This is a genomic window from Candidatus Anstonellales archaeon (assembly GCA_038869735.1).
In the GTDB taxonomy this organism is placed as follows: domain Archaea; phylum Micrarchaeota; class Micrarchaeia; order Anstonellales; family CG1-02-47-40; genus JAWCQO01.
This window is the reverse complement of sequence record JAWCQO010000001.1, coordinates 70,339-96,277: the sequence shown is the minus strand read 5'-3', so window position 1 is coordinate 96,277 and position 25,939 is coordinate 70,339. Positions and strand designations below refer to the sequence as shown.

Genomic DNA, 25,939 nt, shown 5'->3' with positions numbered 1-25,939 from the left:
AACTTGGCAATTTCAGTAAACTATTTTATGGAGTTTTTCTTTTGCAATAGCTATCCTTATTTCTCTTGCAATTCTCCTTCCCATACTCATCCATTCTGGGTAATTATATACGGTATAATGCGAGCCTTCAGGATAAAGATTTGTTCCTGCCACAATTCTTGAAGATATCTCAAACGCATAAAACTGCAGATTCTCATCGCAAACTGTCTCTACACAAAATGGTCCGGGGATCCCTCCAAATAAACGTTCTGCTGCCTCTATAACGTTCTTTCCAATCTCAAATATCTCATTCAAGAGGCTTTCCCTCACAACCACCGGTTCGTTTCCAACAACCGTAAAGCTTGGCTTTATGTCCATTCCAGTAGAAAGTGGTCTATAAATCTCATCTACATTGCTCTCATACCTTCTATCTATGCCTATAAGCTCAACACTTCCTTCTCCAGCCCGGTAGCCTTCCCTTGAAAGAGGAGTATAAAAGAAGTGAGGATAAAACCTTACTCCTGCCAGATATTCCTGTATTATAACACCTTCTTTTTTGTTAACCTTTCTTTCAAATTCTTCGGGAGAGTTAACTGCAATGTACCCCCTCCCTCCCTTTGCCCCAGAAAACTTTACAATACATGGCCTATCTATTTCTTCGGGTCTAAGAAGCCGCGGAGTTTGGATGCGCGCTTCCCGCATCCACTCAAACATCTTTATTCTGTCTCTCTCCCAGACAAGCGACTTCCTATTCCCAAGAATAGGCGCTTTGAAGTTTTCTATCTCCTCTCCTCCATACTCAACAAGAGAACCATGCGGAACTAAGATTGCGTTTTTTCCTATCAATTCATCATCTATTCCGCTTGAAAGCAGATTTTTCGGGTCATCGATGAGTATGTACTCATCCGGCTTTGCCAATGCAAAAGCATCATATATTTTTTTTCTTTCTGGTGTACAAATCCCAATAGTCTTTATTCCTTCGCTTCTTGCACCGTGAAATACTTGAAGCGCGCAATGTGAGCATAGGGTAGCAATTTTGATATCCTTCGGCTTGTAATCCTCTATAATGCTATCAATAGCCTCTTTCTTAATCATAAAATCACGTGACTAACTCATCTAGTCTTCCCTCTCTGTGAGCCCAACTTATCTCCCTTGCTACTCTTCTTCCACAACTTATCCCTTCTCTATAAAGATACTGTGGATAAGGTGTAAACCTTATTCCGGGAGAACCAGGCATTCTAAATGAAATGTCGAATATAACTATTTCTTCAGATTTCTTTCTAGGTACAACTGCTCCCTGCATCGCAAACGCACCAATGATCCCCGGCGGATACTGCTCTTTACAAACCTCAAGCAATCTCTCTCCAATATCAAAGACCTTTTCAAGGAGGCTTTCTCTTAGTGTACAAGCTACATGCCCCACTTCAATATTTTCGGTTCTCACGGTTCTTGCAATTTCCATCTGTTCCCAAGCAGGGAGCCTCAAAATTCCGTCAAGACTTGTCTGCCTTCTCATATCAATCCCTAATAGCTCAAGCCTCTTTCTAATGGGGGAGTAAAAAAAATTGAAATTAAAGTGAGCTCCAAGAACAACCTCCTCAATCAATGCTTCTTCAATGCCTTTTTTTGTGCATATCCCCTGTTCTTCTAACTCTCCAACCTTCTTTTTATATTCTTCATAACTAGAAACAAAAAAGAAAGCACGCTCATAACTTCTTTCTGCCTGCTGAGCTTTAACTATAGAAAGCCTTTCAATGTTCTCTGGTTTCTTGACAACCTCCGGCACAGGAATTCCAGCTTTTTCCAAAAGCCATCTCTGGTTCTTTTTTTCGGTTCTCTCCTCTGCTCTCAATAACCTCCTATTTCCAAAGATGGGTACCCTAAACTTTTCCTCAATATTCTCATAACCAACATATACGGAAAAAGAGCGATTTGGAACAAAAATGCACTGCCGCTTCACCAGCTCAGCCACCGTTTCCTTTTTTGCTATGTCGCTCCATTCTTCAAATATCATGACCTCGTCAACGCAACCGACTTCCCTTCCTCCCTCTTTTCTTGCTAGATAATATTTGGCGTAAGTCTTCTCTCTCCCTCTTTTGCAGAGTACTATGTTCCTTATTTTTTCCTCCTTTGCGCCATCGCAAACCTCCAGCGCAGAATGAGAGCCGATAACTCCAATAGTTGGTTTTCTATATGAAGACGCAAGGCCTTGTATTTCCCTGATATCCAACATATCTGATTTATTGCTGAATAGTTTTAAAATACCTAATCCCTTTCGTCAATTCTAAGCAGAACTTATGCATACTACTTATGACATCTCTTTTAAATACATTTTTCAAAAAAATATACTATGCCGTTTGAGCCAAAAGATTTTATAAAAACAGCTAAAGAAGAAATCAAGAAAACTATTGCCTCTGATCGCGCAATAGTTGCCGTTTCAGGTGGCGTGGACAGCATAGTAGCTGCAACTCTTGCTTACTACGCTATCTCCTCTCAGCTATCCTGCGTTTTTGTTGATACGGGTCTTATGAGAAAGAATGAAGCAGATGAAGTAAGAAACGCTGCAAGAGCAGTAGGCCTGCCGCTCAAAATTATAGATGCCTCAGATAAATTTCTTTCTTCCCTTTTTAATGTTGTTGATCCTGAAGAAAAACGCAAAGTTATCGGAAAAAACTTTATAGAAATCTTCGAGCAGGAAGCATCTTTATCCAACGCTAAATTTCTTATCCAAGGTACAATTGCTCCCGATTGGATAGAGTCCGGCGGGGGAATGCGAGATAAAATAAAGTCCCATCATAACGTCGGGGGACTTCCTCAAAATATGAAATTGGAGTTGTGTGAGCCTCTCAGAGAGCTTTATAAGGACGAGGTAAGAGAAGTTGCGCGTGAGCTTGGCATCCCCAAAGAATTTATCTATCGCCAACCCTTCCCTGGACCCGGACTTGCAGTTAGAATAATAGGAGAGGTCACTCCAGAAAAGGTGAGTATAGTACGCGAAGCGTCAGCTATTGTAGAAGAGGAAATCAGAGCAGCATCATTGAGTGGAAAAATGTCTCTGCCATGGCAATATTTTTCAATACTCCTGCCTGTCAAGACCGTCGGAGTTCTCGGGGACGCGCGGGCATACAAATATACTATAGCAATCAGAGCGGTAGACAGCGTAGATGGTATGACTGCAAAAGCATCAAAAATCCCCCACGAAGTCTTGGAATCCATAACTGATAGAATAACGCGTTCCTTAAAGGACCACGTAAACAGGGTTCTTTATGACGTCACTTCAAAACCACCGGCAACAATAGAATGGGAGTGAGAACAATGGAGATCTTAATAGCAGATTTTGGTTCTCAGTGGACGCACCGAATTCAGAGGACTCTCCGTTATCTTGGTGTTTCTTCAAAGATAATCCCTCTTACAACTCCCTACAATGAAGTGAGGGGAGCCGATGCTCTAATCTTTTCAGGCGGTGCACTAAGAATAGGTCTGGGCGCTAAAGAAACCGGAAACGCCGGAGAGTATTTGCAGAAGTTTGAGGGCCCTATCTTGGGGATATGCGCGGGACAACAATTTATAGGGATGCATTTTGGAGGAGAAGCTAGGCCGGCAAGAGGACCAGAATATGGAAGAGTGGAACTAATAATAGATGAACATGACGAGCTTTTTGAAGGCCTACCAGATTCATTTATAGTCTGGGCATCACATAACGATGAAGTCGTCAATACTCCAGGATTCAAAATCCTTGCTCACTCAAAGGATTGCTCAAATCATGCTTTCAAATCAGCATCCCGACCCATATACGGCTGTCTTTTCCATCCTGAAGTGGAACATACCCAATATGGTTCAGAAATCTATTCAAACTTTCTTAAATTGGTTAGAAAATGATTATTCTAGCGTCTTTTTTATACTGAATCTTTTTTATACCGAACCATTATGCTTTTCATCCGGAAGAGGATTATTGCAGCAACAATACTACTAGCACCGCCAAAGAAAAATGCAGACTGTGGTCCATATGTTTCCCACAATAACCCTGCAAAAAAGCTTGCAAAAAATGCCAAAAAACCACCCATCCCCTGATAGTTACCAAAAAGAGTTACTCTCATTTTGCTTTCCACAACCTTACTCCCAACAACTCTTTGCAGCGTTTCCACTCCAGCAAAGGCAGCTCCATAAAGACATAAAATGACAATAAATTCACTCACACTATGCGTAAACCCAAAGCCAAAAAAAGTTATTCCGAATATTGCGTAAGATAACTGTAACGCTTTTCGGCTTCCTACCTTATCGGCAAAAGCGCCAAATGGAATTGAAAAGAGAACATAACAAGCATTGAACAAAAGATAAACAAGGGGAACATATTGTGCATCTACTCCTATTTCATTAGCTCTTATAAGCACAAATGCAAAACTGAAATTGCCAATAGCAAATAGACTTGTAGCAAGCAAAAATAATCTGGAATTATGTTTCTCAATTAGTGGATCATATCCCCCTCCGCTCTCTACTTCTATCTTCTTTTGAGTTTCTTTGTCCTCAACAAAGAAATAAAACACTGCTACAGCAATACCCGCAGGAAGAACCGCAAGCAAGAATACCTCGTAATAAGAAAGTGAGAAAGCTCCAACAAGAAAAAACGCAAAAAGCGGTCCAAACAGCGCTCCCAGCGTATCCATTGCACGGTGAAGTCCAAAAGCCTTTCCTCGCATCTCTCTCTTCGTAAGGTCAGCTATTAAAGCGTCTCGTGGAGGCGTGCGAATTCCTTTTCCTGCTCTATCCGCAAATCTAACAAGAAAGAGGAGCCACCATGAATTTGCAAGTGCAAATAGTGGTTTACACAAAGTAGAAATCACATACCCCAGACCAATAAATTGCCTTTTTGCCTTCATAGCTAATCTCCCAGAGATTATCTTGAATAGACTGCTTGAAGATTCTGCCATCCCTTCAATAAGCCCAATCACATGCTTGTCTAAAAGCAATACATTGCTCATAAAAACCGGAAGCAGAGAAAAAACCATCTCGCTTGCAATATCATTGAAAAAGCTAACTATGCCAAGAATAATAACATTCTTATCAAGACTTCCTATCTCTCTTAAAATAAAACGTCTCATAGTAGCACAACGCTTGCTGACTTTCTATTTATTCATCCTTCACTTCTCACCAACACTCGATATCAAACCAAGAAGACTTCTTGATCAATTCATTGATTAAAATGCAGGGGGCAGGATTCTCTTTGGAAAGTCTTTTTGGAAAACTGATTCGAACCTGCGAAGGCCTAAGCCATCAGATGTCGCACGAACTCTGTTTGGTCTTGAGTCTGACGCGTTTGACCAGGCTCCGCCACCCCTGCTTACACAAGTTTTTATCCTTCCTATTAAAAAATCTTAACTCAAAACTAAATGGTTTTAGTGATACATACGGTTTCAGATGAAGAACTAAGATTGCTCCTATCTATTTCCAAGACGATAGCCGTAGTCGGCTGCTCTTCAAATCCTCAAAAAGAGGCACACAGGATTCCAAAATATCTCCAAGACAACGGCTACAGGATAATCCCAATCAACCCAAACCAAAAAGAAATTCTTGGGGAGACTGCTTATCCCAGCCTCTCTGCTCTCTCTTTCTCTCCCGATATAGTGAATGTTTTTAGGCCTTCACAAGAGTGCCCGCAAATAGCAAGAGAAGCTTTAAAGCTCACCCCACGGTTACTGTGGCTTCAGCTGGGAATAAAAAATGCTGAGGCAGAAGAAATAGCCAAAGATGCTGGCATCCCTTTCATACAGGATAGGTGCATAATGCTCGAACACAGACGATTATTCAAAAATTCTGATATTCAAAACTTCTGAAATACTTAAAAAGTCGTATCACCAGAAATAAATAGAACATCTTCAGACATACAAATTTGATATAAATTTAATAAATAAGAATATAAATAAGGGATAGATCTATGCTCAAGATTATTCCACCTCTTCTGTTCTTGATTCTTGGTGCCATACTGTTTGCTTACAACATCAACGCCCCTTTACTTGTAAGCCAAGAGTCCTCCGTCTACGTTAGGTTTTTTACGGATGACGGCAAGCCAGCTCGCGGGATTGTGGTTTTTATAGAAGGTCCAACTGAAAATCTCACGCTTGTAACCGACAATGCGGGGTATATTAATTTTAAGGCAAAGGGTGCTGGCTCTTACACATATAGAATACAGTCGCAAGAAGATAAAAACTTATTAATCGAATTTGAACAAAAGACACACATAATCAAAAACCAAGAAGAAAATTATGAACGCAGCAACCTGATACAGAACACAATACAAGCTACCTATGAGATGGGACAGGTGCTTGTCTCAAGCGCTACTATAGTCGTTCCACTCTTTGTTGTCTTTCTTATAATAGCCTTCATTGCAGTATATATAACATTAAAAGATTAGTAATTAGGTATGGTCCACTATGATGCAGTTTAAATCCACAGAAGAACTTCCGGTTCCGGAGAAATTAATAGACCAGGTCATAGGACAGGATGCCGCCGTAAAAATTATTAAAAAAGCAGCAGCTCAAAGACGAAACGTTCTTCTTATAGGGCCTCCGGGCACAGGAAAAAGCATGCTTGCGCAGGCAATGGCAGAGATAATGCCTGCAGAAACGCTTGAAGACGTTCTTGTCTATCCCAATCCAAATGACGAAAATAGGCCCTTAGTCCGTGTGGTTAAGACAAACCCTTCGCAAGAGGAGATAAGACAAGACCCTTTCCTCCAAGAAATCTATAACCATAAAACACAATCCATCTACGAACAAATGGGTCCTGATAATAATTTCTTGCCAGCAAAGCCAAAACGCAACCGATTGGGCTTTTACACCCAACCAAAAGAAAAAGGCTACGGACGGAGAATAGTGGAGTACTCAAAAAGAAAGCATCAACTTGAAAGTAGTGGCGTTTCTCCAACAATACTCCTTGTCGGCCTCCTTCTTCTTTCCATAGTTTTTATATATGCCACAGATGGCTTTTCAGAAAAAAATCGTTGGTTCTCACTCGCTCTTCTTATTGGAGTTGCAATCCTCTTTTTCATATGGCGATTTACGAGTCAGATAGGTAGGAGGATGGGATTTTCCGATGGACTCTCAGAACCAAAGTTAATAGTAGACAATTCAGGAATGAAAACAGCCCCTTTCGTTGATGCTACTGGTTCAAAAGCAGGGGCGCTTTTTGGCGATGTAAAACATGACCCACTTCAATCAGGAGGACTTGGAACTCCTGCGCATCTTCGAGTTGAAGCGGGCGCAATACATAAGGCCAATAAGGGCGTCCTATTCATAGATGAGATTGCCTCAATGAGCATGAAATCTCAACAGGATATCCTAACCGCTATGCAAGAAAAGCAGTTTCCTATAACTGGACAGTCAGAGCAATCAAGCGGAGCAATAGTAAAAACAGAGCCCGTTCCGTGCGACTTTGTGCTTGTAGCAGCAGGAAATATCCACGACCTTGCAGGAATGCATCCAGCTCTCCGCTCCCGTATACGCGGTAATGGATACGAAATATATGTGGAAGAGTCTATCCCGGATTGCGAGGAGACAGAAAATAAGTTTGCACGCTTTGTTGCCCAAGAAGTAAAAAAAGACGGCAAAATTCCTCACTTTACGCGTGATGCTGTCGAAGAAATAATAGCCGAAGCAAGAAAACGCTCCTTTAGAAAAAAACACCTCTCACTCAATCTCAGGGAGCTTGGAGGTCTCATACGCGCGGCAGGAGATATAGCAAGAGAAGAAGGAGCTTCCCTCGTTGACGCCACTCACATAAGAAAGGCCCGTGCCGTTGCCCAAACGCTTGAGCAACAGATATCTACACGAAGCATAGAGTACAAAAAAGATTATCGAATATTTGTATCGCATGGTGAAAAAATTGGAAAGGTCAATGGGTTGGCGGTCATGGGAGAAGGAGCAAGCGGGATTGTCCTTCCCATAGTTGCAGAAGTCACTCCTGCATCCTCCAAAAACGAAGGAAAAATAATAGCAACGGGAAAGCTAGGGGAAATTGCAAAGGAAGCCATCTCGAACGTTTCTGCGATAATAAAAAAACACATAGGAAAAAATGTCTATAATTACGATATCCACGTTCAGTTTTTGCAGACATACGAAGGAGTCGAAGGAGATTCAGCCTCAATCTCTGTTGCGGTTGCAGTTATTTCGGCTCTCGAGAGTATAGGGGTAAAGCAAAACTTTGCAATGACAGGTTCGCTATCTGTGAGAGGAGAAGTGCTGCCCGTAGGTGGCGTTAATGCCAAGTGCGAAGCCGCATTCGAGTCAGGAATAGAACATGTAATCGTACCCACGGCAAATTCAGAAGGGATATTCCTCTCAGAAACCGCAAAAAAATCACTTAAAATACATCCAGTATCAAGAATAGATGAAGTCCTGTCCCTTGTTCTGCAAGAAGGAAAAAGAAAGTCTATTCTTATCAAAAGGTTACAAAAAAACTTGCGCGAATAGGGTCTTTGCAATCATATTTAATTTTATTTTTTTCAAATCATAACGGTGCTCTGGTGAAAAGGAATGGACCCCATCAAGGATAGATTTGTGCAGATAAGCCAAATTCAAGAAGGACATCATACGGGCCAAAGAGTAAAAATTCGTGGATGGGTCTATAGGCAAAGAGCCTCAGGTGGCGTCTCCTTTGTTGTTGTAAGAGACAGCAGTGGAATAATCCAGTGTGCAATAAAAAAGGATTCAGTAGGAGAAGGAGCTTGGCGTGCTTCAAACGACCTCTTTATTGAATCGTCAATTCTTATTGAAGGGGTAGTAAAAGAAGATAAAAGAGCTCCTGGAGGATACGAAATATCTGCTACAGATGTAAGGTTAGTCCACAAAGGCGAACCCTTCCCAATAGCAAAAGATCAATCAGTAGAATTTCTCCTAGATACGCGACACCTCTGGCTCAGATCACGAAAACTTACAGCCATCATGAAGGCGCGAGCGAAAATTGTCTCATACCTTAGAGAATTTTTATTCCAAGAAGGTTTCTGGGAAGTTGCACCCCCAATAATAACACGCGTAGGATGTGAAGGCGGAAGCACACTATTTCCTTTGGATTATTTTGGAAAAAAAGCATATCTAACTCAATCTTCTCAGCTGTATGCTGAAGCATATATCGCTTCTCTTGAGAAGGTATATGTTCTTGCTCCTTCATTTAGAGCTGAGCCTTCAAGGACCACAAAACACCTCACTGAATATTGGCATCTTGAACCTGAAATAGCATTTTATGACCATAAAATGAATATGGAGCTCCAAGAAAAAATGATAGAATATGTATGCCAAAAATTCGGATACCAAGATGTTGATATCATCAAATCATTAGATCAAGACCCTGAACGTCTCCTAAAAGTGAAGGCTCCATTCAAAAGAATGACTCACAAGGAAGCAGTAAGCTTAGTAAACAAACGAGGGGGGCACATGAATCAAGATCAAGACTTCGGTTCGGATGAAGAAAGTCTCCTTACAAAAGGCGAAGAGAAACCCATTTTTGTAACCCACTTCCCAAAGAAGATAAAGTCATTTTATATGCGGGAAGACCCACAAAATCCCGGCTATGTTCTCTGTGATGACATGTATGCTCCTGATGGCCACGGAGAGCTAATTGGTGGAAGCGAAAGAATATGGGATTTAGAAGAACTTCTCAAAAGAATAAATGAAGAAAAACTCAATGCCGCAGATTATCAGTGGTACATCGACCTTCGAAGATACGGAAGCATACCTCATTCAGGATTTGGATTAGGCATAGAGCGACTTATAAAATGGATGCTTAATCTAGATCACATACGAGACGCTATTCCCTTTCCACGTCTGATAAACAGGGTTGACCCATGATTGTGGAAAAAGAGTTAATAAAAAAGCAATTTCGCATATTCCTTGAAGGAAAATCCCCTCCTCTTCCGCCTGAAGTGCGCAAGCAGATAATAGTAGGAATGACCGGTGGTGCCTTTGACGTTTTGCATTTAGGCCATGTGTTTACTCTTGAGAAAGCAAAAGAATATTGTGATTTTCTAGTGGTTGTTGTCTCAACAGACGATTTTGTGATGAAAACAAAAGGCAAGCTCCTTCACCCACAAGAATATAGAAAAAAAATGGTCGAATCTATTAAATATGTAGATTTTGCAATTGCGGGAGTTGAAGATAGACTTTCTACGTTAAATTTTGTCTCTCCTGATGTTATCATTTTTGGTTATGACCAAGAACCCTTTGTACCGCCTAAACGAGACTATAGAATAATAAAAATAAAGGAACATATGGACGAATCTCTTTACAAAAGTTCGAGAATAATAAGCGACCTTGGATATTGACTATTCCTGCAACCTCTCCAAAATCTCCTTTATCTTTTTGTCAGCATCTTCTTTTTTTAGGTGGGTCCCTCCACACATCGGATGTCCTCCTCCCCCATACTCCTTCATCAATGCACCTATATCTATCTTAGAGGCACGATTAAATGTATTCCTCCCAACATTAATGTCTATTACATCCTTATTAGTTCTGTTGTCATATATTCTTACTGAAACTAGTGAACTTGGGAATGCTACGTAAATCAAAAAATTGTTTCCTTTAGGCACTTTTTCTAACCCTCGCATATCAACAATGGATACTGAACCCTCCATTCTCCCGATTTTTTTTACCATCTCCAAAAAATCTTTCAAATCTTTTAATGCAGCTTCGGTTCTTTTTTTTACCTCCCTCCTTTCAAGGATTTTTTCTATACTCTCACCTTTTCTTATCCATTCGATGACATGCCACCTATATTCATCATCAACTTTTTTTTCTGCATCACTCTCAAGCGTTTCTGATAAGAGCCTCCACCCACTAGGATTAATTGCCTCTTGAGGGGTTATCTCTCCTGAATCTATCCTATCTGCCCAATCCACAACTTCTTGGTAACGTTCAAGATAAGGATTTTCATAATATTCGTAAACAACTCTTGCCGCACTTTTTTTTAGTGAAAAGCTTCCTCTAATTTCAGTTCCTTCAGGTGGCTTACTTGTTGCATGATGGTCAAACCAAAGCCCGCATTTTGGATGAAATGGAAGGTCAGCAATTATGTCGTTTTCGGTTACACGTATTTTTTTCTCCTGTATGGTTGCAGGATCTAAAAACAATATCTCATCCACAACTTCTACGCAAGTAATCAAGACGGCACAGATCACACCGTCAAAATCAGTATGCGTGATAAGTCTCATTCAAACCAGCCGCTCAATTCGGTTTGTTTACCTTTAATCTGCTGACTCTTTATAAGTGATTCTGCCGTTTTCCTAACTCTTTCAGGAGAGAAGTCATGCTTTTCACAGAGAAACTTCTCAAGGTTGTCTCTATCTGCTACCCCAAACTTGAGCTCAATCTCCTTAATTACGGGTGGATTTAGAAAGAAGTTTTCAATTGCAAATACGTCCTCATCAAATGAAGCTTTAAGTTCTCTCTCCACATACGTCTTTACTTTTTCAAGGCTTTCGGATTGTCTAACTATCTTAAGTCCCTTCTTTACACCGATTCCCTTTATACCTTTATTAAAGTCAGTGCCAACAAGGATTCCAAGCCAGATAAGCTTTTTCCTACTTAAGCCATTCTTTCTTAGTATCTCTTCAAGTTCAACGACTTCAGGCTCTACCAAGACATACTCATCTTTTCGTGGAACCTTTCTCCTACCGGTTATTGATAAGTTTCGCAGTAGCCGGGGAGCTCCAAAGAGAAGGGAATCTGCGTCCTGAGACGCCACCGCATAAACCAACCCGTTTCTTGCCATCTCTGCTGCCTGTGCCTCGCCTTCTGAGGGTGCTTGTATAAAAGGGATTCCCATATACTCCAACAGTTTTTTTGAGTCCTCTACCATTTCTTTAGTTAATTCGTTTGCTGCCTGGGCATATTTTCTTGCTTCATCTACCTCCCCCCTTTCAATAGCGTCTTTCCAATTTTCTTCAGCCTCTTCTCTCACCTTTCTCCTTTCTTCCATCGTCCTCTCCTTAAAATCTGGGGGCCTGCCATCGAAAACATAAACTACTCGAATACCATTTTCGATGAGTTTTGAGTTCCTGTAAAATATTCCTGCAAGATGTCCTGTTACTTTCCCTTCAGAGTTCATAAGGGGGGTTCCATCAGCTTGTCTGGTAGATGAAAGAAATTGATAAATGGCGTTGTAGGCATCGACAGCAAATATCCTTCCAGAAATCTCATTGAGAGAGACTTTTCTTCCTTCAATTAGTTGTCCTATCTCAGCACCCATTAAAATTGGCCCCCCTCTTTTCTTTTTTTATCTTTTTCAAAAATGTCCCACAGCGTTACCCCTTCATCCACCGATTTTGAATTCTTTGATAAAGTAACTGATTCGGTCACTTCTTCCAATAACTTTATACTGAGTTCGCGCTCTAATTTGCGAGCAAGCTTTTGTGGCGGAAGAGCACTCCCACTTTCTATTTTTTTTAAAAAAGACTCTTTCTCATTTATCCTCTCCGCTACAACCGAAACGGAAAGCCCCATTTTTTCCCGAGCCTCTCTTATTCTTTTTGCGTAATCGTCGACAATCTCAACTTCAGTTTTAGGCGCTGGTTGGAATGTGTTTTTCTCTCTCCTTTCAACTGACGGCCTGCTTAATATTTTCCCCAGAGTTGAACATTGTTGACAAACAAAAAGTTTTGCACCTTCCACTAAAATAAGATATCCTGCCCCTTCACCTCCACACATCTCGCATTCAGTCACGGACATCACCCCGTTTCAAGGCAACAACTATATCCTTAACTCAATCAGCTTTATATTTTCTCTTTCCAATATTTTTTCATGATAAAACTAAACAAGCGTATCACTTTAACCGCATTAATCTTCATCGCTACATTGTTTCTTCTAATCCTATTGCTGAACGTTGAACTTAACTCAATCATCAAATTTATCCTAGCGGTCATTTCACTTACGTGTGCAGGAACCATCCTCCAATCAATTTGGAATATTTCAGGATTTGGAGGTCTAATGCTTCTCAGAACCCAAAGGGGGGTGGATTACCTCGATAAAATTGCGAGACTTTCTCCAACTTTATGGAAGTTTTTTGCAGATTCTGGTTTAGTCTTTGGGTTCGGGCTTTTTTCCATCTTCCTCTTCCCAGATTTGAAAAAGAACATCAAATATTACGCTATAGTTATCCCCCTTTCATTATTCATTATTCTACTGTTCTTTTTGTTTGCTATTCCCCACATCCTACCACTGGCTTCGTCACTCATCTCAGGGATCGACCTCATAGCAGTAAGCAAAGAAAAAAGTAAGGGACTGATTGGAGATGAAACTTTCATCTACCTTTCAGCGCTTATTATTTTTGTTGGTGGATTTGCAATTTTTTCGCTTATTGGGCTTTTTTACTATTCTCTTACAATCTCCATTGCTGTCTTAAGATTTATTTTTAATTCAGACCTCCGCATCAAAGTGATGGAACCGGGAGCATCCCTCCTTCTTCCCGGCATAAATCTCCCCCTGTGGGAAGGAATCATAGCTCTTCTTGTTCTTCTTTTTGTTCACGAGACTGCTCACGGGATTCTTTCAAGGGTTTCTAAAATACGGGTCGATTCAGCCGGTCTTGTTCTGTTTGGAATAATCCCGGTAGGGGCATTTATAGAACCAAACGAAAGTGAACTCTTGTCAGCTGATAACCTAACGCAAAAGAGAGTTCTTATAGCCGGTTCAGCTGCAAATTTTGTTTTCAGCATATTCTCCTTTTTCATTTTATCCATTTTTGTAATCTTGAGTTCAGACTTACGACAGCCCGCTTTGTACATACTTTCAGGAAATTCTGAACTTGAAAGTGGCGCCATAATAAGGGCTATTGATTCGCAGCCAATCTCTGAAAATTTTGAACTACCAAAGTTCTCAGCAGGTCAAAAAGTTAGGCTCTTGACAGACAAAGGAGAAAAAACCTTAATTGCAGACGAAAATGGAAGACTGGGCGTTCTCTATGTTCCGCTCTCTAATCACGGCATAGGTTGGAGATTTGTTTGGAAGGATGGCTTTGAAAGTTTGAACTTTATCTATTCAACCATTGCTCTCCTCTTTCTCCTAAATTTCATAGTTGGAGTTGTAAATCTTCTCCCTCTTCCTTTTTTTGATGGACAAAGAATATTTGAACTCTCAGTAAACGACAAGAGGATAGTAAACGCCATAACAGCCGGCGTGACTGCTGCTTTTCTCCTAAATTTTCTTCCATGGTTGTTTAAATAAAGGGTGATGGGTGCATGAACAAATTAAAACTTTATGATGTAGCAATAGTCGGTGCTGGACCCGCAGGATTAACTGCAGCGATTTATTGCGTAAGAAAAAAGCTTTCAACAATCTTGTTTGAATCAAAATTGCCCGGAGGCGCGTTGGCTCTGACAGACCGCATTGAGAACTTTCCCGGCTTTAGGAGGATTTCTGGCCCGGAGCTTGGTGAAAAGATGCTATTTCAAGCAACTGACCTTGGTGCAATCTACGTTCAAGCGCAGATACTTGACATAAAAAAGGAGAATAAGAGTTTTATTCTGATTGGAAATGACAAAAACACCTACCTCTCAAAGTCAGTAGTTCTAGCAACAGGCGCTTCATACAGACACCTTGGGGTCCCCGGAGAAAAGGAATTTGCAAGTCGTGGCGTTTCATATTGCGCCATATGCGATGCCGCATTCTTTAGTGAAAAGGTCGTGGCAGTCGTTGGAGGTGGAGATTCTGCGTTTACTTCCGCACGTCTTCTCTTAGACTACGCAAGTAAAGTCTACATAATCCACAGAAGAGATGAGTTTCGAGCTGGAGATAAACTCTTGATAGAAGAAGTCAAAAATCTAGGAGCAAATTTTATTCTCAATGCAGAAGTAAAGCGTATAGAAGGAAGCAAAAGGGTTGAGCGTATCGTTTTTTTTGACACAAAATCAAATACCGAAAAGACCTTACCTGTAGATGGTGTTTTCATAAACATAGGCTTTGACCCCGCCAACTCATTGGCAAAATCCCTTGGAGCAAAGCTTTCTGAAGCAGGTTACGTAGAGGTTGATTCTCGAATGCAAACCAACATTGGTGGAGTTTTTGCAATAGGGGATTTAACTGGAGGAGTAAAGCAAGCTCCTGTAGCAGTAGGGCATGGGGCTATAGTATCAGAAGCGGTTTATGACTATGTAAAAAGATTTTCGGCTTTTAATGAGTAATCCCGTAACTAAAAAGCAGTATAAGAATAGCCGGAGAGACCCATTTTAGAATATACTCAAGTATTCTCGACAGAGTTCTATTCATTATTCCTGCCAGCAGTAAGAACCTTTTTATATCCCAATAATGAGCTAGCGCAACCAAAACTAAAAATGCGGACAAAGGCGAAAGCATTGTGCCAAATATAACATCAAATAAGTCCAGGATAGGTTTTCCAAACAGTGATAAGTTGAGAGGCGAATAACTCAATAGCACTACACTACTCACTAACAAAAGTGCAAGAAGAAAATACTCGACCGCTTTCTGTCTTGAAAGTTTCAGTTTACTATCAAACGAGTGAATACCCATCTCGGCCATGGAAATTGCCGAAGTAAATGCTGCTATAAATACAAGAAGAAAAAAAATACCTCCCACAAATTTACCAAACGGCATCATTCCAAAAATGACTGGAAGCGCTTCCATTGATAAAAGTGCTCCTTCTTCTATCGAAGTACCAGATAGGAATGCAAGTGGAAATATTATAAACACTGAAAGAAGTGATACTGTCAAGTCTCCTAAACATATCGTCAGCGCAGACTTTTTTAGGTCTAATCTATCCTTTACATAGGCACCATAAGTAAGCATCAATCCCATGCCTATCGAAAGTGAAAATACTACTTGAGCAGAAGCAAAAAGCCACGTTCGAGGACTCATAAAATATTCCATATCCAATTCAATTTTTTCAAGCGTTTTCTCTATGGTCTGAGGCATCATTATCAACATATATGCGGTTATCACCACTAATAGCAAAGCGAGAATAGGAACAAACACCATGACAGCTGGCTCAATTCCTTTTTTTATTCCAAGTGACATCACTACGTAAAGGAGAAAGATAGTCGCAAGGAAAAATGGGACAGATATATAACTTCCTGATATAATCCCAAAATTCACGTCTAGACCAGTAAAAAAACCGAATGCATAAAACAACATCCAGCTTGTAATAACGACGTAATAGCTCAAAATAAAGAACACTACCAAAAGTGTAAAAATTCCAAGGCTCTGGGGGAACCCAATCTTCTTTAAAACTTCTAAATAAGAGACCCTAAAATACAGCCCAGCTCCTATCTCAAGCATAAGCAGTGGCACTCCAATCACAATCAAGCAGACTGTGTATGGAACTAAAAATGCCAACATTCCATTCTGTCCCATTATATATGGAAATCTCCAAATGTTGCCGATACCAACAGCAGAACCTATCGCAGCAATTATAAACTCTAAACTGCCCGACCACCTATCTTTTGTGCTCATAAGGCCAAGCACCCAATTATTCCCATTCTATTCTTTCGCACTGCATAAAATCCTGCAACGGTTTTGGAATATCAATTCCATCCTCATCCTGAAAATTTTCGACTAGTGCAACAAGCGTCCTTCCAACTGCAATTCCACTTCCATTTAAAGTGTGAACATATTCCGGCTTTCCCTTTCTCCAAAACTTGATATTAGCTCTTATTGACTGAAAGTCAGTGCAGTTTGAACAAGATGATACCTCTCTATATTTGTCCTGAGACGGAATCCAAACTTCCAAATCATAAGTTTTTGCAGATGCAAAGCCTAAATCGCCGGTACAAAGCTCAACAACTCTATAAGGTAATCCGAGCCTTTGCAAAACAGACTCAGCATCTTTCACCATGCTTTCTAATTCCTTGTAAGATTCATCCGGCAAGCAGAATTTTACTAACTCAACCTTGTCAAACTGGTGTTGGCGAATGAAACCTTTTATGTCCTTTTGGTACTCTCCCGCTTCTCTTCTGAAACATGGACTAAATGCGCATATCTTAACTGGCAAATCCTCTTCATCTAAAATTTCATCGGCAAAGAGATTGACAAGTGGTACTTCTGCCGTGGGAATGAGATAAAGCTCATCTTCGCTACACTTATAAACTTCCTTAGAAAACTTTGGAAGGTGTCCACTTCCAATCATTGCTTTTTTTCCAACAAGATATGGAACCCAATACTCAGTGTATCCTCTGCCAACTGCACATTCCACCATAAAATTAGAAAGAGCCCTTTCCAGACGCGCTATCTTCCCTCTAAGAAAAGCAAACCGGTGTCCAGCTAACTTTGCTCCTCTTTCAAAGTCGATAAGCCTATGTTTTGTGAGTAAGTCATAGTGTGGGACAACGCTTTTTGAATCCTTTTTTGGTTTTTGAGGTCCCTCCCTTACAACCACATTTTCTTCAGAGCTATTTCCCAGAGGGACGCTGTTATGAGGCATATTCGGAATAAGAAGTAAAATTTCCTCTATTTTTGATTCTATTGTCCTAATCTCTCTTTCAAGTTGAGTTATCTCTTCAGAATTCTTCTTCATCAGTTCAAGCTCTTTTTCTATTATTTCACCCTTGCTCTTTGCTTGAGCAATCATTTTTGAAAATTCGTTTTTCTTTGCTCTCAGCAAATCAAGCTCAGCCTTCTCTTTTCTCCATCGTTTGTCTATTTCAAGCAATTTTTTTATGATGTCTGTATCCATCCCCCTCTTTGTCAGTCCTTGAAAGAATTCTTCTGCGTTTTCTCTAATCTGCTTCAGTGTTGGCATGTTTACCCTAACTCCTGCTTTAATTTATGCACAAGTTCTACTCCAATTTTTTTTTGAGCTTCTTGAGTAGAGGCTCCGATATGGGGAGTGAATATAATGTTGTCTAATTCTAGTAACTTCCCCTTATAAGGTTCGGCTGAATAGACGTCAAGAGCGACAGCATAAATTTTTCCAGATTTGCATCCATCATACAATGCATCTTCATTTATAAGTTCGCCGCGGGCCAGGTTTAATATCACCACTCCATTTCGCATCATTTCAATTGCCTCTTTATTTATCATTCCTTTTGTTGCATCAGTTAAGTTACAGTGCAATGATATTATGTCCGACTCTTTCAAAAGTTCCTGAAAAGAGACTATTCTTGCATAAGCATCGTTTTTTGCAGTAGGGTCAGACGCAATCACTCTCATCCCAAGAGCAACAGCCTTTTCTGCTACGGCTTTCCCAATTCTTCCATATCCTATTATTCCAAGAGTTTTTCCTTCAATTTCAAAGCCGGTTAGCTTTTTCTTTTCCCACTTTCCATTTTTCATTCCAAAATGTGCTTTGCCAACGTTTCTACAAGCACAAATCATCAATCCTATTGTAAGTTCAGCGACAGCTTCAGTTGAGGAACCGGGAGTGTTAAATACCTTTATGCCTTTCTTCTCGCAACTTTCTATGTCAATATTATCAAGTCCCACCCCTGCCCGTGCAACTACTTTTAGTTTTTTGCAATTCTCTACAAGTTCTCTGGTTACTCGTGTAGCACTCCTAACAACAAGCGCATCTGCATCAGTTAAAGCAACCCCAATGTTGGATGGTTTATAAACTATTTTTCCAACTCCACTTAGCATTTCTAATACATCTTCTTCCATTTCATCTGCAACGACTATAGTCGGCATATAACTAAAATTAGAATAGAAAGACTTTAAAGTGGTAATCATCTTCCTAAAATTTCTCTTATAGCTTCAAACGCCTTCCCTAAATCCACTTCTGTGAAATTTCCTATGTGGCATATTCTAAATAACCTTCCCCTATAAGCCCCAAAATCTCGCGCAGTGACGATATTCCTCTCTTCGTATAACTTTCGTCTCACCTCATCCGCATTTTCAAGCAAAAATGCAGTTATGGTATTTGAATAAAATCCTTCTTCGGCAAAGACCTCATATCCAATATCCTTTACAAATCGTCTTGCCATCTCCCCCCCTCTTCTGTGTCTCTCAATATTTGCGCTCATTCCTCCTCTTTCTTCACAAAGTTCAAAAGCAGCCTGCAACCCATACATTAAGCTTATTGCTGGCGTATTAGGGGTCTGAAATTTTTTCATATTCTCTGCATGTATCTTCATATCAAGGTAATATGAGGTACTTTTGTTTGAAAGCGCCCTTTCCATGGCTTCCTGAGAGACTCCTACAATTGCAAGTCCAGGCGAAGCTCCAAGTGCCTTTTGGGAAGCACTTATGCAGAAATCTATGCCAAAGGACTGCATGTCAAGTTCCATTGCTCCCCAAGCAGATATAGCATCGCATATAGTAATCATCCCTTTATTTTTTGCATAAGAGAAGACATCCTTTGCGTGATTTGCAACACCTGTGCTTGTCTCATTATAAACCATCGCAAAAAGAGTTGCGTCAGAAGCTTCATCAATCTTCTCCTTTGCTCTTTCCAAACTCCATCCTTTGTTTGCTTCTAGGTTATATCCAATCACATTTCCGAAATAACTTGCAGCTTTTGCAAGCTTCTCCCCAAAATGTCCGTTTGAGAGGCAGAGTATCTTCTCGTCTTTTTTGCACAAATTCGCAAACGCAAATTCCCAACCGGTAGTTCCAGAGCCAGTAAGCACAAAGGCATCTTGGCAGTTCATGTTTTTCTTAATGTAACTAACAAGACCACTTATCAGTTCTTCTATCTCTCTTCCTCTATGGTATATTATCTGTTTTGACATTGCTTCTCTTATTTTTGGGTGCAACCACACTGGACCAGGAGTAAGGAGAAGTGGTTCGCTCATACCTTCGCATCACCGTTAGCGTCTGAGACTATACAATGCTCCAACAAATCCTAAAAGTAGAATAGCAATGGGAAGAGGACAATAATTACCAGTAACTTGACCTGCCTCAACGCTTTTTCCCGATAATGCCGCCTCTGAAATAATCTTGTTTAATTTTGCGTCAAGGTTATCAATATCCGCCAATTTCATATCTATCTCTGAGTTGTTTATTCTTGAAGAGAGGCTTTTGGATATTGAGAGGTACAACTCCTCAATTTCTGAGCCAGGTTCGATGAACCTAGCCTCTGAAGCATACTTTTTTGAAATCTCCTCATATCTTTTAATTAGATTAGAATACCTTAACTTTAACTCTTCTATTTTCCTTTCCACGTTGGAAGCAAGAGCTTCGAACTCATCTTCCTTTCCAAATGCCTGCCTATAATCCCCCTCCCTACCAAGAGCCAAAATCTCATCCCCTATTGCAGAGAGATTTGCCTTTCCATCTACGAGTTCTTGTGAAGTTAAATTTCTCAATATTTCATCTGATGCATTAACTATTTTTTGAATCCTCTTCGATACAGAATCTTTTAATTTAGAAAACTTCTCTATCCTCTCTTCAAAATATTTCTTTTGTTCGGCAGTTTTTTGTGCAATCTTTACTGCCCTCTCCTCTTGTTCTGCGGAGCTTAGGAAGAGGACCCTCAAAGCTCCAAGCTCATTTTTTGAAGCTACCAGTTCTTCTGTCGAGTAATTTATTTTTGGACAATACTCAAAGCATCTGGAATCAAATCTATCGCAACCAGGATCAGTTCGGTTTAGAAAAATTCCATTCTGAGACAAGTTACTTGAAATTGAAATGATGTTGTTGAGCCTTGAAACGAGTTCTTCAAGTTTTGATTCCTCAAAGTTTTCAAGTATCTTTTCAGCTTCATAAAGTTCATTGTTCAACCTGTCTTTTTTTTGCGTATAATCAAGCATCGCTTCCCAAAACCCATTTGCATTAATTACACCACTGCAGAGAGGAACAGCAAAGCAAGCAACCAAGCAACTCTCTTTATCTTTACATGGCTTTTTGTCTACCCCCAAATATCTATCGCATCTTCCTTCTAAATCCTCTTTTCCGCTTCTAAACTTTCTCAGAGAACTTAATGCCCTTCCAACAACGCCTTGATAACCCCGTTTTAGATACGCATCATTAATAAGTGCTTTTTTTATTTCATCCACAGATTCCAGCGCACCGCCTATGTCTTGAGAATAAATGTACGTCTCTTTCCCATTTATTTTTATAAGTACAAGAGAGGACTCATTACTCATAAGAGGAATTTTTTCGATTAAATCAGAAGGTTCCGTATTTTTTTCAAGAAATTCGTTTATAGAAAAAGAAAATAATGTTGCAAAAAACATCATACTAACTAATAAAACAAAAAATGATTTCTTAAAAACCAATTACACCACCTACACAAAATATTATCAACAATCTTTAAAAAAGCATTTTAGATATCAAACCGACTTCTTGTGACCGTTTACACTCCTAAGCCGTTTACTTATTTGTTGCAATAGTTAAGGCTTTTTTTATCCATCTGGTAGAACGAATGGTTAATCCTTATTTCCAGCCAAAGGAACTAATATTTGAGAAAAACGCAAGGCGTCTAAGCATCTGCTGATAAAATCTTTGAGCAGAGATATCTGAACGAGCCGTTTAAATTCTTAATTCCACCTTAAACCTTTTCACTTGATTCTTATTCAACGCTCCAAAATAAAAGAAATCGACGCCTCGGCCGGGATTTTCAAAAATCCGTTACTCCTTTCTCAGGAAGGCTGAACATTTTTTGAACCCGGGTCGCTAGATCGACAGCCTAGAATGCTAACCACTACACCACCGAGGCAATGTCTGATTTATAATTTTACTATCTAAATTTAAATTCTATTGCCTCTTACGAACTAATCCTTTCAAGAGCAAAAAGAAACCGTAACTTCTTCAACCTATAGGTTTATTTTTTAAATATGTTATCACATTTAATTTAGGTAGGAATCCCGCCATAGCTCAATCTGGCAGAGCGTCTGGCTGTAGCTTGTAACTGCTTTTTCAAAAGCAGGAACCAGAATGTTGTGTGTTCAATAACATAAAGGCAAAACAAACTAAGGATGAAACTTTGGCCCTATGTAGAATAAATCACACTGGCGGGATTTCTTTTTTTATTTCCAAATTAGTAGTTTACGACCACTCTATCTCCGATAGAGGAAATCGCATCTATGGGAAGCTGAAATCTCTGTCCAAATGGAGATTCCACAATAATCACAGATTCCTTTGAGTCTACGCCAATTATTCTGCCAACATACGACCCGGTCTCGGATAGCACCTCTTTGTTTTCAAGACGCATTCTTGATATCACATCTACTTTTATCTTTTTGATTACTTTGATAGAGAAATAGGCGGCTGCCACTGAAATAATAGTTGCAAGTATTACATCTGAAAAATAGACGTACGGCGGTTCAATGTTCAAGACCCACTGTACTGCAACAGAAAAAATGAACCACAAGATGGTAACGCTTATAGCATAAAGCCCGTATTTTGGAATTTCAAACTTCTTCTTTTCACTCATCAAATCCATAATTTTTCCAAACACAACAAGCAAGAGAGCCCATGGAAAAAGCTCAAGCATGCTTTTTAGTGTAGATGCAGTTACCTTCACTCCTTCCAACCCACTTGAAGTTGCCTTGAGATACGCCTCATATGCTATCCATAAAGAGAAAAGGAAAAACGGTACTGCGGTAAGATAAACAATCAAACTCATCCTCTCAACTGAAAAATTAAATTTTGTAAACATCCGGGATACTGATTCCTCTATTCCAAGACCTTTTGCAAGCAAATAAAGTCCCAGCAAAGCAGCCAGCGGTTGCCAGCCCCAATTAAGATAAGTCGAAACAGAAACTACTAGCAATACCAGTGCAGGTATCCCAAATATAAGGCGAGCATAATAAGGATCCTTTAACTTCTCAAGTAAAACAAAATACGTCTGTTCCAATTCCTTTGCTTGCTTAATTACGAGAACCTTTACCGAATCTATTTTTATCCTTGACCTAACTATGGGCATTATTTCCTCATCTGAAGCGCCATCAGAAATAAAAACACAGGAATCAGCATGAAATTCTGAGAGTACCCTTTCCAGCTGTTCAGATATTTGTTTGTCAGCTGCAAAACCAAGCTGTTTGTTGCCAGTAAGCGTGGCAATCTCTACGTTGTATTGCTCGGACAGCTCATCATAGGTGGATACTGCTTTGAAAATAGCATTGGTATCAGGATCCTCTGGATCTGCTAATGCAAGTTTTATCGCGGCTTCAATGTTTTTTTTCCTTCCAATGACAGGACCAGATATCTTTACTTTTTCGTACAAATCGTTGTCTCTATCTATACAAAGTACAAGAATGGATTTCTTAAACATATAATTAAAAAAATGAAGAAAGCTATTTAAATAAGCATAGGTAGAAACTAAATCCTTTATGCTCTCATTTTAGAAAGCAGAGAAGGTTGTATTTTAAGCTTTGGTAAAGATTATTAAGGAGGGCTTGTGGCGTGGAAGTTGAAAAGGAAGCTGTTCCGGGAATGGAACTAGGTGTGGAAGAAGAATTTGCAGAAGGGCCAGGTACTTATTCTTCAGATGGTAAGATATACTCAGCTCTTTTTGGGAAGGTTGTAGTCACCAATAGACGAATAAGCGTAATTGGACGAAAAATGCTATCCAAAATATCAGTTGGTGATATCATTTATGGTAGAGTAGAAATGATTGTCGAACCTGTTGCCCTAATACTTACTGCTCAGCCACCAACACCTACTAAATTTTATGAAAGCATGGCAGAATATGCAGTCATGCATGCGTCGTCTCTTGGCATCGGCTTTGTTAGAAATATCCATGATTTTGTCAAAATAGGAGACATTATCAAAGCTCGAGTTATAGATATCAAACCTACTGAAGTTTCCGTTGGAGTAAATAGCCATGACCTTGGGATAATTAAAGCGTTTTGTACTCAAGATAGGCATCCAATGAATTTGGTATCCCGTATGCTTGTCTGTAGCCATTGTGGAAAAAAAGAAACGAGAAAGATAAGTTCAGAATATGGAAAAAGCATCATGAAATAATTCTTAACATTCGTCAAAGGTGGTTGTTATATGGAAATAAAGGTAATAAAGGAAGAGGAAAATTATCTCGAGCTAGAAGTCGGGGGAGAAGACATCTCAGTTCTTAATGCGATACGTGAAATAGCCCTGGAAGATGAGGATGTGGAGTTTGCTTCTTGCACCCAAGAACATCCTGAGGTTGGAAATCTGAAACTTATTGTTAGAACGAAGAGCAAAGACCCAGCCAAGGTTCTTGCAAATGCTGCTAAAAAGCTTGCAGACCAAGCTAAAAAATTCAAGCAAGACATAAAAAAGGAGTAAGGAGTGAATGTGACAATTAAGGAGTATATAATCCAGCTGAATAAAAATAACGTTTTTTATCTTCTGATTGGTTTGTGCTTCATTCTGTTCCTTCTTACTAAGAATCCCGTCTTTGGAGTATTAATTGCAATATTTATATTCTCTCTTTTAGTAGCAGAAGTTCTTGGGGGTGTATTTTCCCATGGATTAAAAAAGGAAATAAAAGAAACATTAATCACTATTTTGTATGCTTTAGGGTTGTGGTTTGGTGCATCCATTCTTCTTGGGGCGTCTTCACCTATCAACGGCATAGTCACTTGTTCTATGCTCCCAAACTTAGAAAGAGGAGATTTAGTAATACTTTCGGGCGGAACCCCAAAAACACAATTCATCAACGTAAGTATATCTGATTTTAATAGCCTCTTAAACCCCTCAACAGTGGTCCATTACGATAATTATTCAGTTGATGTAGATGGCTCCTTTTTCTCTTTTTGCGCTTACAACAAAAAATATGAACCAGCGTGTACCTTATTTTTAAAAAATCCAGAAAAATTCAAAGAGAGCCGTGGTGGATTTACTTTTACCTATTCCAGGTGCGAAGTTTCTAGCATTGACGGACAATACATAGGTTATTCTCCTTGCATTGATGCAATAATTTATCAAAATCAGAGCTACCGCTTTGATAAATCAAATGATATTATAGTCTACTCTCCACATGCTTCTGAACTCTATTACCCTAATGATATAATACATAGGGTTTTTTTGGGGCTCAGAACAGACTCAACTACTTATTACCTAACCCGCGGAGACAACAACCCGGTCGCAGACATTCAAGCATACAACTATATAAATGGAAAATTTAATGTGCCTCCATCAACTACTCAACTAAAAGGAAAAGTTCTTTTGCGTATCCCTTATATGGGTTATTTCAAGCTTTTCATATCCTTCTTTCAAATAGGTGATCTTGCTTTCATTGAACCAGAAGGATGCAAGTCAGTCCTTCAAAGCTAAGTTCTATATAAATAAAGCTTTCAAAAATCCTCACTCAGAATTAAAAATTTAGCATCCATAAATAGATGGGAGGTCGGTGCATATGTTTAGGATAGTTGTCTCTGATGCAAGGTCCTTCAAGGGAGCAATAGACTCAATAGTAAATTTGATCGACGAAGGCCAACTTGAATTTACAACAGAGGGAATACGCCTCAAGGCCATGGACACATCCCAAATAGCAATGGTCTGCTTTTTTATGCCAAAAGACGTTTTTTTGGAATACGATGTGCAATCAACCTCCCGCGTAGGGATAAATTTTGACAGTTTAAGCAAGGTTCTCGGAAGAGCTCGGGCAGGGGAGCAACTAGAAGTGCTTGAAGATGAAAATAAACTTGTGTTACGCTTTGTGGCAGAAAAAAAGAAAAGAAGCTTTAAACTTCCGATTATTGAGATGCCAAGTGGAATCCAAAAAGAACCCTTAATAGAGCATGATGCATTTGTCAAAATAACAGCAGCAGCACTTAAAGAATTATTAAAAGATGCTGCATTAATCTCTTCACACATTACATTTGAAGCGAATGATTCTGGCTTTTTTGCAGACGTAAAAGGCGATGGAGCAAATCTTCATTCTGAATACGAAAAAGATTCAAGTGAGATATCTGAAATAATTGCAAAGGCTTCTTCGCGAGCAACGTTTCCTCTTCAGTATCTTGACGACGTCACGAAAGCTGCACCGGATACTGAAGAAATCGAGATAAAGCTAAAGACTAATGCCCCTATAAAAATAACTTACGAAGTAGAGGGAGCAAACGTCTCCTACTATCTTGCTCCACGGTTAGATAGCGATTAAA

At 39.7% G+C, this 25,939-nt stretch carries 25 protein-coding genes and 3 tRNA genes; 14 read left to right on the top strand and 14 right to left on the bottom strand.

Annotated features, from left to right (window positions below; translation table 11 throughout):
- Positions 1 to 12: 12 nt before the first annotated feature.
- Both QXF67_00540 and QXF67_00535 read right to left on the bottom strand, forming a co-directional pair.
- Positions 13 to 1,074 (bottom strand): formate--phosphoribosylaminoimidazolecarboxamide ligase, encoded by a 1,062-nt coding sequence (locus QXF67_00540; protein MEM3060010.1) that lies wholly within the window; start codon positions 1,072 to 1,074, stop codon positions 13 to 15.
- A gap of 4 nt (positions 1,075 to 1,078) precedes the next feature.
- Complete coding sequence (locus QXF67_00535; protein MEM3060009.1) at positions 1,079 to 2,212, bottom strand: DUF1297 domain-containing protein; 1,134 nt, start codon at positions 2,210 to 2,212, stop codon at positions 1,079 to 1,081.
- 117 nt (positions 2,213 to 2,329) lie between these two features.
- Here QXF67_00535 and guaA point away from each other — a divergent pair, with 117 nt between their 5' ends.
- Positions 2,330 to 3,289: a glutamine-hydrolyzing GMP synthase gene (gene guaA, locus QXF67_00530; protein MEM3060008.1), complete on the top strand. Its 960-nt coding sequence runs from the start codon at positions 2,330 to 2,332 to the stop codon at positions 3,287 to 3,289.
- A gap of 5 nt (positions 3,290 to 3,294) precedes the next feature.
- The gene (locus tag QXF67_00525; GenBank protein ID MEM3060007.1) at positions 3,295 to 3,858 is read left to right on the top strand and encodes a GMP synthase subunit A; all 564 of its coding nucleotides are present in this window, start codon (positions 3,295 to 3,297) and stop codon (positions 3,856 to 3,858) included.
- Between the two features lie 17 nt (positions 3,859 to 3,875).
- Here the strand turns inward: QXF67_00525 and QXF67_00520 are convergent, their stop codons facing one another.
- Positions 3,876 to 5,078, bottom strand: a complete 1,203-nt coding sequence (locus tag QXF67_00520; protein MEM3060006.1) for an MFS transporter — start codon at positions 5,076 to 5,078, stop codon at positions 3,876 to 3,878.
- Between the two features lie 102 nt (positions 5,079 to 5,180).
- A tRNA-Leu gene (locus QXF67_00515) sits at positions 5,181 to 5,317 on the bottom strand.
- Positions 5,318 to 5,366: 49 nt separating this feature from the next.
- Here QXF67_00515 and QXF67_00510 point away from each other — a divergent pair.
- From QXF67_00510 to QXF67_00490, 5 genes are all read left to right on the top strand, one after another.
- Positions 5,367 to 5,810: a CoA-binding protein gene (locus tag QXF67_00510; GenBank protein ID MEM3060005.1), complete on the top strand. Its 444-nt coding sequence runs from the start codon at positions 5,367 to 5,369 to the stop codon at positions 5,808 to 5,810.
- 101 nt (positions 5,811 to 5,911) lie between these two features.
- Positions 5,912 to 6,388, top strand: coding sequence for a hypothetical protein (locus tag QXF67_00505; GenBank protein MEM3060004.1), 477 nt, complete (start codon positions 5,912 to 5,914; stop codon positions 6,386 to 6,388).
- A gap of 19 nt (positions 6,389 to 6,407) precedes the next feature.
- Positions 6,408 to 8,444: an ATP-dependent protease LonB gene (gene lonB / locus QXF67_00500; protein ID MEM3060003.1), complete on the top strand. Its 2,037-nt coding sequence runs from the start codon at positions 6,408 to 6,410 to the stop codon at positions 8,442 to 8,444.
- Between the two features lie 63 nt (positions 8,445 to 8,507).
- Positions 8,508 to 9,818 (top strand): asparagine--tRNA ligase, encoded by a 1,311-nt coding sequence (asnS, locus tag QXF67_00495; protein ID MEM3060002.1) that lies wholly within the window; start codon positions 8,508 to 8,510, stop codon positions 9,816 to 9,818.
- Positions 9,815 to 10,291: an adenylyltransferase/cytidyltransferase family protein gene (locus tag QXF67_00490; GenBank protein ID MEM3060001.1), complete on the top strand. Its 477-nt coding sequence runs from the start codon at positions 9,815 to 9,817 to the stop codon at positions 10,289 to 10,291. The genes asnS and QXF67_00490 overlap by 4 nt, the downstream gene beginning before the upstream one ends.
- Here QXF67_00490 and QXF67_00485 read toward each other — a convergent pair whose 3' ends face one another.
- The 3 genes from QXF67_00485 to QXF67_00475 are packed head-to-tail and all read right to left on the bottom strand — an operon-like array spanning position 10,292 to position 12,686.
- Positions 10,292 to 11,176, bottom strand: coding sequence for a hypothetical protein (locus tag QXF67_00485; protein ID MEM3060000.1), 885 nt, complete (start codon positions 11,174 to 11,176; stop codon positions 10,292 to 10,294). It lies immediately after the preceding gene.
- Positions 11,173 to 12,213 carry a flap endonuclease-1 gene (gene fen / locus QXF67_00480; protein ID MEM3059999.1) on the bottom strand — a complete coding sequence of 347 codons (1,041 nt, stop codon included), beginning with the start codon at positions 12,211 to 12,213 and terminating at the stop codon, positions 11,173 to 11,175. The genes QXF67_00485 and fen overlap by 4 nt, the downstream gene beginning before the upstream one ends.
- The gene (locus tag QXF67_00475) at positions 12,213 to 12,686 is read right to left on the bottom strand and encodes a multiprotein bridging factor aMBF1 (GenBank protein MEM3059998.1); all 474 of its coding nucleotides are present in this window, start codon (positions 12,684 to 12,686) and stop codon (positions 12,213 to 12,215) included. The genes fen and QXF67_00475 overlap by 1 nt, the downstream gene beginning before the upstream one ends.
- Before the next feature lie 78 nt (positions 12,687 to 12,764).
- On the opposite strand from QXF67_00475, the gene QXF67_00470 reads away from it, so the two are divergent.
- Both QXF67_00470 and QXF67_00465 read left to right on the top strand, forming a co-directional pair.
- A complete protein-coding gene (locus tag QXF67_00470; GenBank protein MEM3059997.1) occupies positions 12,765 to 14,186 on the top strand; it encodes a site-2 protease family protein in 1,422 nt (473 codons plus the stop codon).
- 14 nt (positions 14,187 to 14,200) lie between these two features.
- Positions 14,201 to 15,142, top strand: a complete 942-nt coding sequence (locus tag QXF67_00465; protein MEM3059996.1) for an FAD-dependent oxidoreductase — start codon at positions 14,201 to 14,203, stop codon at positions 15,140 to 15,142.
- Here QXF67_00465 and QXF67_00460 read toward each other — a convergent pair.
- The 6 genes from QXF67_00460 to QXF67_00435 form a co-directional block, all read right to left on the bottom strand.
- On the bottom strand, positions 15,132 to 16,427 hold the full coding sequence (locus tag QXF67_00460) for a sodium-dependent transporter (protein ID MEM3059995.1): 1,296 nt from the start codon (positions 16,425 to 16,427) through the stop codon (positions 15,132 to 15,134). The genes QXF67_00465 and QXF67_00460 overlap by 11 nt on opposite strands.
- 16 nt (positions 16,428 to 16,443) lie before the next feature.
- The gene (gene serS / locus QXF67_00455) at positions 16,444 to 17,712 is read right to left on the bottom strand and encodes a serine--tRNA ligase (GenBank protein MEM3059994.1); all 1,269 of its coding nucleotides are present in this window, start codon (positions 17,710 to 17,712) and stop codon (positions 16,444 to 16,446) included.
- Positions 17,713 to 17,714: 2 nt separating this feature from the next.
- Complete coding sequence (locus QXF67_00450; GenBank protein ID MEM3059993.1) at positions 17,715 to 18,596, bottom strand: hydroxyacid dehydrogenase; 882 nt, start codon at positions 18,594 to 18,596, stop codon at positions 17,715 to 17,717.
- A 38-nt stretch (positions 18,597 to 18,634) separates the two neighbouring features.
- The gene (locus tag QXF67_00445; protein ID MEM3059992.1) at positions 18,635 to 19,702 is read right to left on the bottom strand and encodes an alanine--glyoxylate aminotransferase family protein; all 1,068 of its coding nucleotides are present in this window, start codon (positions 19,700 to 19,702) and stop codon (positions 18,635 to 18,637) included.
- A gap of 15 nt (positions 19,703 to 19,717) precedes the next feature.
- Positions 19,718 to 21,127: a hypothetical protein gene (locus QXF67_00440; GenBank protein MEM3059991.1), complete on the bottom strand. Its 1,410-nt coding sequence runs from the start codon at positions 21,125 to 21,127 to the stop codon at positions 19,718 to 19,720.
- 324 nt (positions 21,128 to 21,451) lie between these two features.
- Positions 21,452 to 21,567: transfer RNA gene (locus tag QXF67_00435), tRNA-Asp, on the bottom strand.
- 147 nt (positions 21,568 to 21,714) lie between these two features.
- On the opposite strand from QXF67_00435, the gene QXF67_00430 reads away from it, so the two are divergent.
- Positions 21,715 to 21,868: transfer RNA gene (locus tag QXF67_00430), tRNA-Tyr, on the top strand.
- Positions 21,869 to 21,888: 20 nt separating this feature from the next.
- On the opposite strand, the gene QXF67_00425 is transcribed toward QXF67_00430, so the two are convergent.
- A complete protein-coding gene (locus QXF67_00425) occupies positions 21,889 to 23,124 on the bottom strand; it encodes a DUF373 family protein (GenBank protein MEM3059990.1) in 1,236 nt (411 codons plus the stop codon).
- Between the two features lie 131 nt (positions 23,125 to 23,255).
- On the opposite strand from QXF67_00425, the gene QXF67_00420 reads away from it, so the two are divergent.
- The 4 genes from QXF67_00420 (at position 23,256) to pcn (ending at position 25,938) form a co-directional block, all read left to right on the top strand.
- Entirely contained in the window at positions 23,256 to 23,819 is a 564-nt protein-coding gene (locus tag QXF67_00420; GenBank protein ID MEM3059989.1) for an exosome complex RNA-binding protein Csl4, read from the top strand.
- Between the two features lie 30 nt (positions 23,820 to 23,849).
- Positions 23,850 to 24,119 carry a DNA-directed RNA polymerase subunit L gene (locus QXF67_00415; protein ID MEM3059988.1) on the top strand — a complete coding sequence of 90 codons (270 nt, stop codon included), beginning with the start codon at positions 23,850 to 23,852 and terminating at the stop codon, positions 24,117 to 24,119.
- A 3-nt stretch (positions 24,120 to 24,122) separates the two neighbouring features.
- Complete coding sequence (locus tag QXF67_00410; GenBank protein MEM3059987.1) at positions 24,123 to 25,109, top strand: hypothetical protein; 987 nt, start codon at positions 24,123 to 24,125, stop codon at positions 25,107 to 25,109.
- A gap of 82 nt (positions 25,110 to 25,191) precedes the next feature.
- The gene (gene pcn / locus QXF67_00405) at positions 25,192 to 25,938 is read left to right on the top strand and encodes a proliferating cell nuclear antigen (pcna) (protein MEM3059986.1); all 747 of its coding nucleotides are present in this window, start codon (positions 25,192 to 25,194) and stop codon (positions 25,936 to 25,938) included.
- Position 25,939: the final 1 nt, after the last annotated feature.

What these genes read in the sequence shown, in the direction of transcription:
- QXF67_00540 (MEM3060010.1), bottom strand. Translation starts at nt 1,074, where the DNA reads ATGATTAAGAAAGAGGCTATTGATAGCATTATAGAGGATTACAAGCCG.
- QXF67_00535 (MEM3060009.1), bottom strand. Translation starts at nt 2,212, where the DNA reads ATGTTGGATATCAGGGAAATACAAGGCCTTGCGTCTTCATATAGAAAA.
- guaA (MEM3060008.1), top strand. Translation starts at nt 2,330, where the DNA reads ATGCCGTTTGAGCCAAAAGATTTTATAAAAACAGCTAAAGAAGAAATC.
- QXF67_00525 (MEM3060007.1), top strand. Translation starts at nt 3,295, where the DNA reads ATGGAGATCTTAATAGCAGATTTTGGTTCTCAGTGGACGCACCGAATT.
- QXF67_00520 (MEM3060006.1), bottom strand. Translation starts at nt 5,078, where the DNA reads ATGAGACGTTTTATTTTAAGAGAGATAGGAAGTCTTGATAAGAATGTT.
- QXF67_00510 (MEM3060005.1), top strand. Translation starts at nt 5,367, where the DNA reads ATGGTTTTAGTGATACATACGGTTTCAGATGAAGAACTAAGATTGCTC.
- QXF67_00505 (MEM3060004.1), top strand. Translation starts at nt 5,912, where the DNA reads ATGCTCAAGATTATTCCACCTCTTCTGTTCTTGATTCTTGGTGCCATA.
- lonB (MEM3060003.1), top strand. Translation starts at nt 6,408, where the DNA reads ATGATGCAGTTTAAATCCACAGAAGAACTTCCGGTTCCGGAGAAATTA.
- asnS (MEM3060002.1), top strand. Translation starts at nt 8,508, where the DNA reads ATGGACCCCATCAAGGATAGATTTGTGCAGATAAGCCAAATTCAAGAA.
- QXF67_00490 (MEM3060001.1), top strand. Translation starts at nt 9,815, where the DNA reads ATGATTGTGGAAAAAGAGTTAATAAAAAAGCAATTTCGCATATTCCTT.
- QXF67_00485 (MEM3060000.1), bottom strand. Translation starts at nt 11,176, where the DNA reads ATGAGACTTATCACGCATACTGATTTTGACGGTGTGATCTGTGCCGTC.
- fen (MEM3059999.1), bottom strand. Translation starts at nt 12,213, where the DNA reads ATGGGTGCTGAGATAGGACAACTAATTGAAGGAAGAAAAGTCTCTCTC.
- QXF67_00470 (MEM3059997.1), top strand. Translation starts at nt 12,765, where the DNA reads ATGATAAAACTAAACAAGCGTATCACTTTAACCGCATTAATCTTCATC.
- QXF67_00465 (MEM3059996.1), top strand. Translation starts at nt 14,201, where the DNA reads ATGAACAAATTAAAACTTTATGATGTAGCAATAGTCGGTGCTGGACCC.
- QXF67_00460 (MEM3059995.1), bottom strand. Translation starts at nt 16,427, where the DNA reads ATGAGCACAAAAGATAGGTGGTCGGGCAGTTTAGAGTTTATAATTGCT.
- serS (MEM3059994.1), bottom strand. Translation starts at nt 17,712, where the DNA reads ATGCCAACACTGAAGCAGATTAGAGAAAACGCAGAAGAATTCTTTCAA.
- QXF67_00450 (MEM3059993.1), bottom strand. Translation starts at nt 18,596, where the DNA reads ATGCCGACTATAGTCGTTGCAGATGAAATGGAAGAAGATGTATTAGAA.
- QXF67_00445 (MEM3059992.1), bottom strand. Translation starts at nt 19,702, where the DNA reads ATGAGCGAACCACTTCTCCTTACTCCTGGTCCAGTGTGGTTGCACCCA.
- QXF67_00425 (MEM3059990.1), bottom strand. Translation starts at nt 23,124, where the DNA reads ATGTTTAAGAAATCCATTCTTGTACTTTGTATAGATAGAGACAACGAT.
- QXF67_00415 (MEM3059988.1), top strand. Translation starts at nt 23,850, where the DNA reads ATGGAAATAAAGGTAATAAAGGAAGAGGAAAATTATCTCGAGCTAGAA.
- pcn (MEM3059986.1), top strand. Translation starts at nt 25,192, where the DNA reads ATGTTTAGGATAGTTGTCTCTGATGCAAGGTCCTTCAAGGGAGCAATA.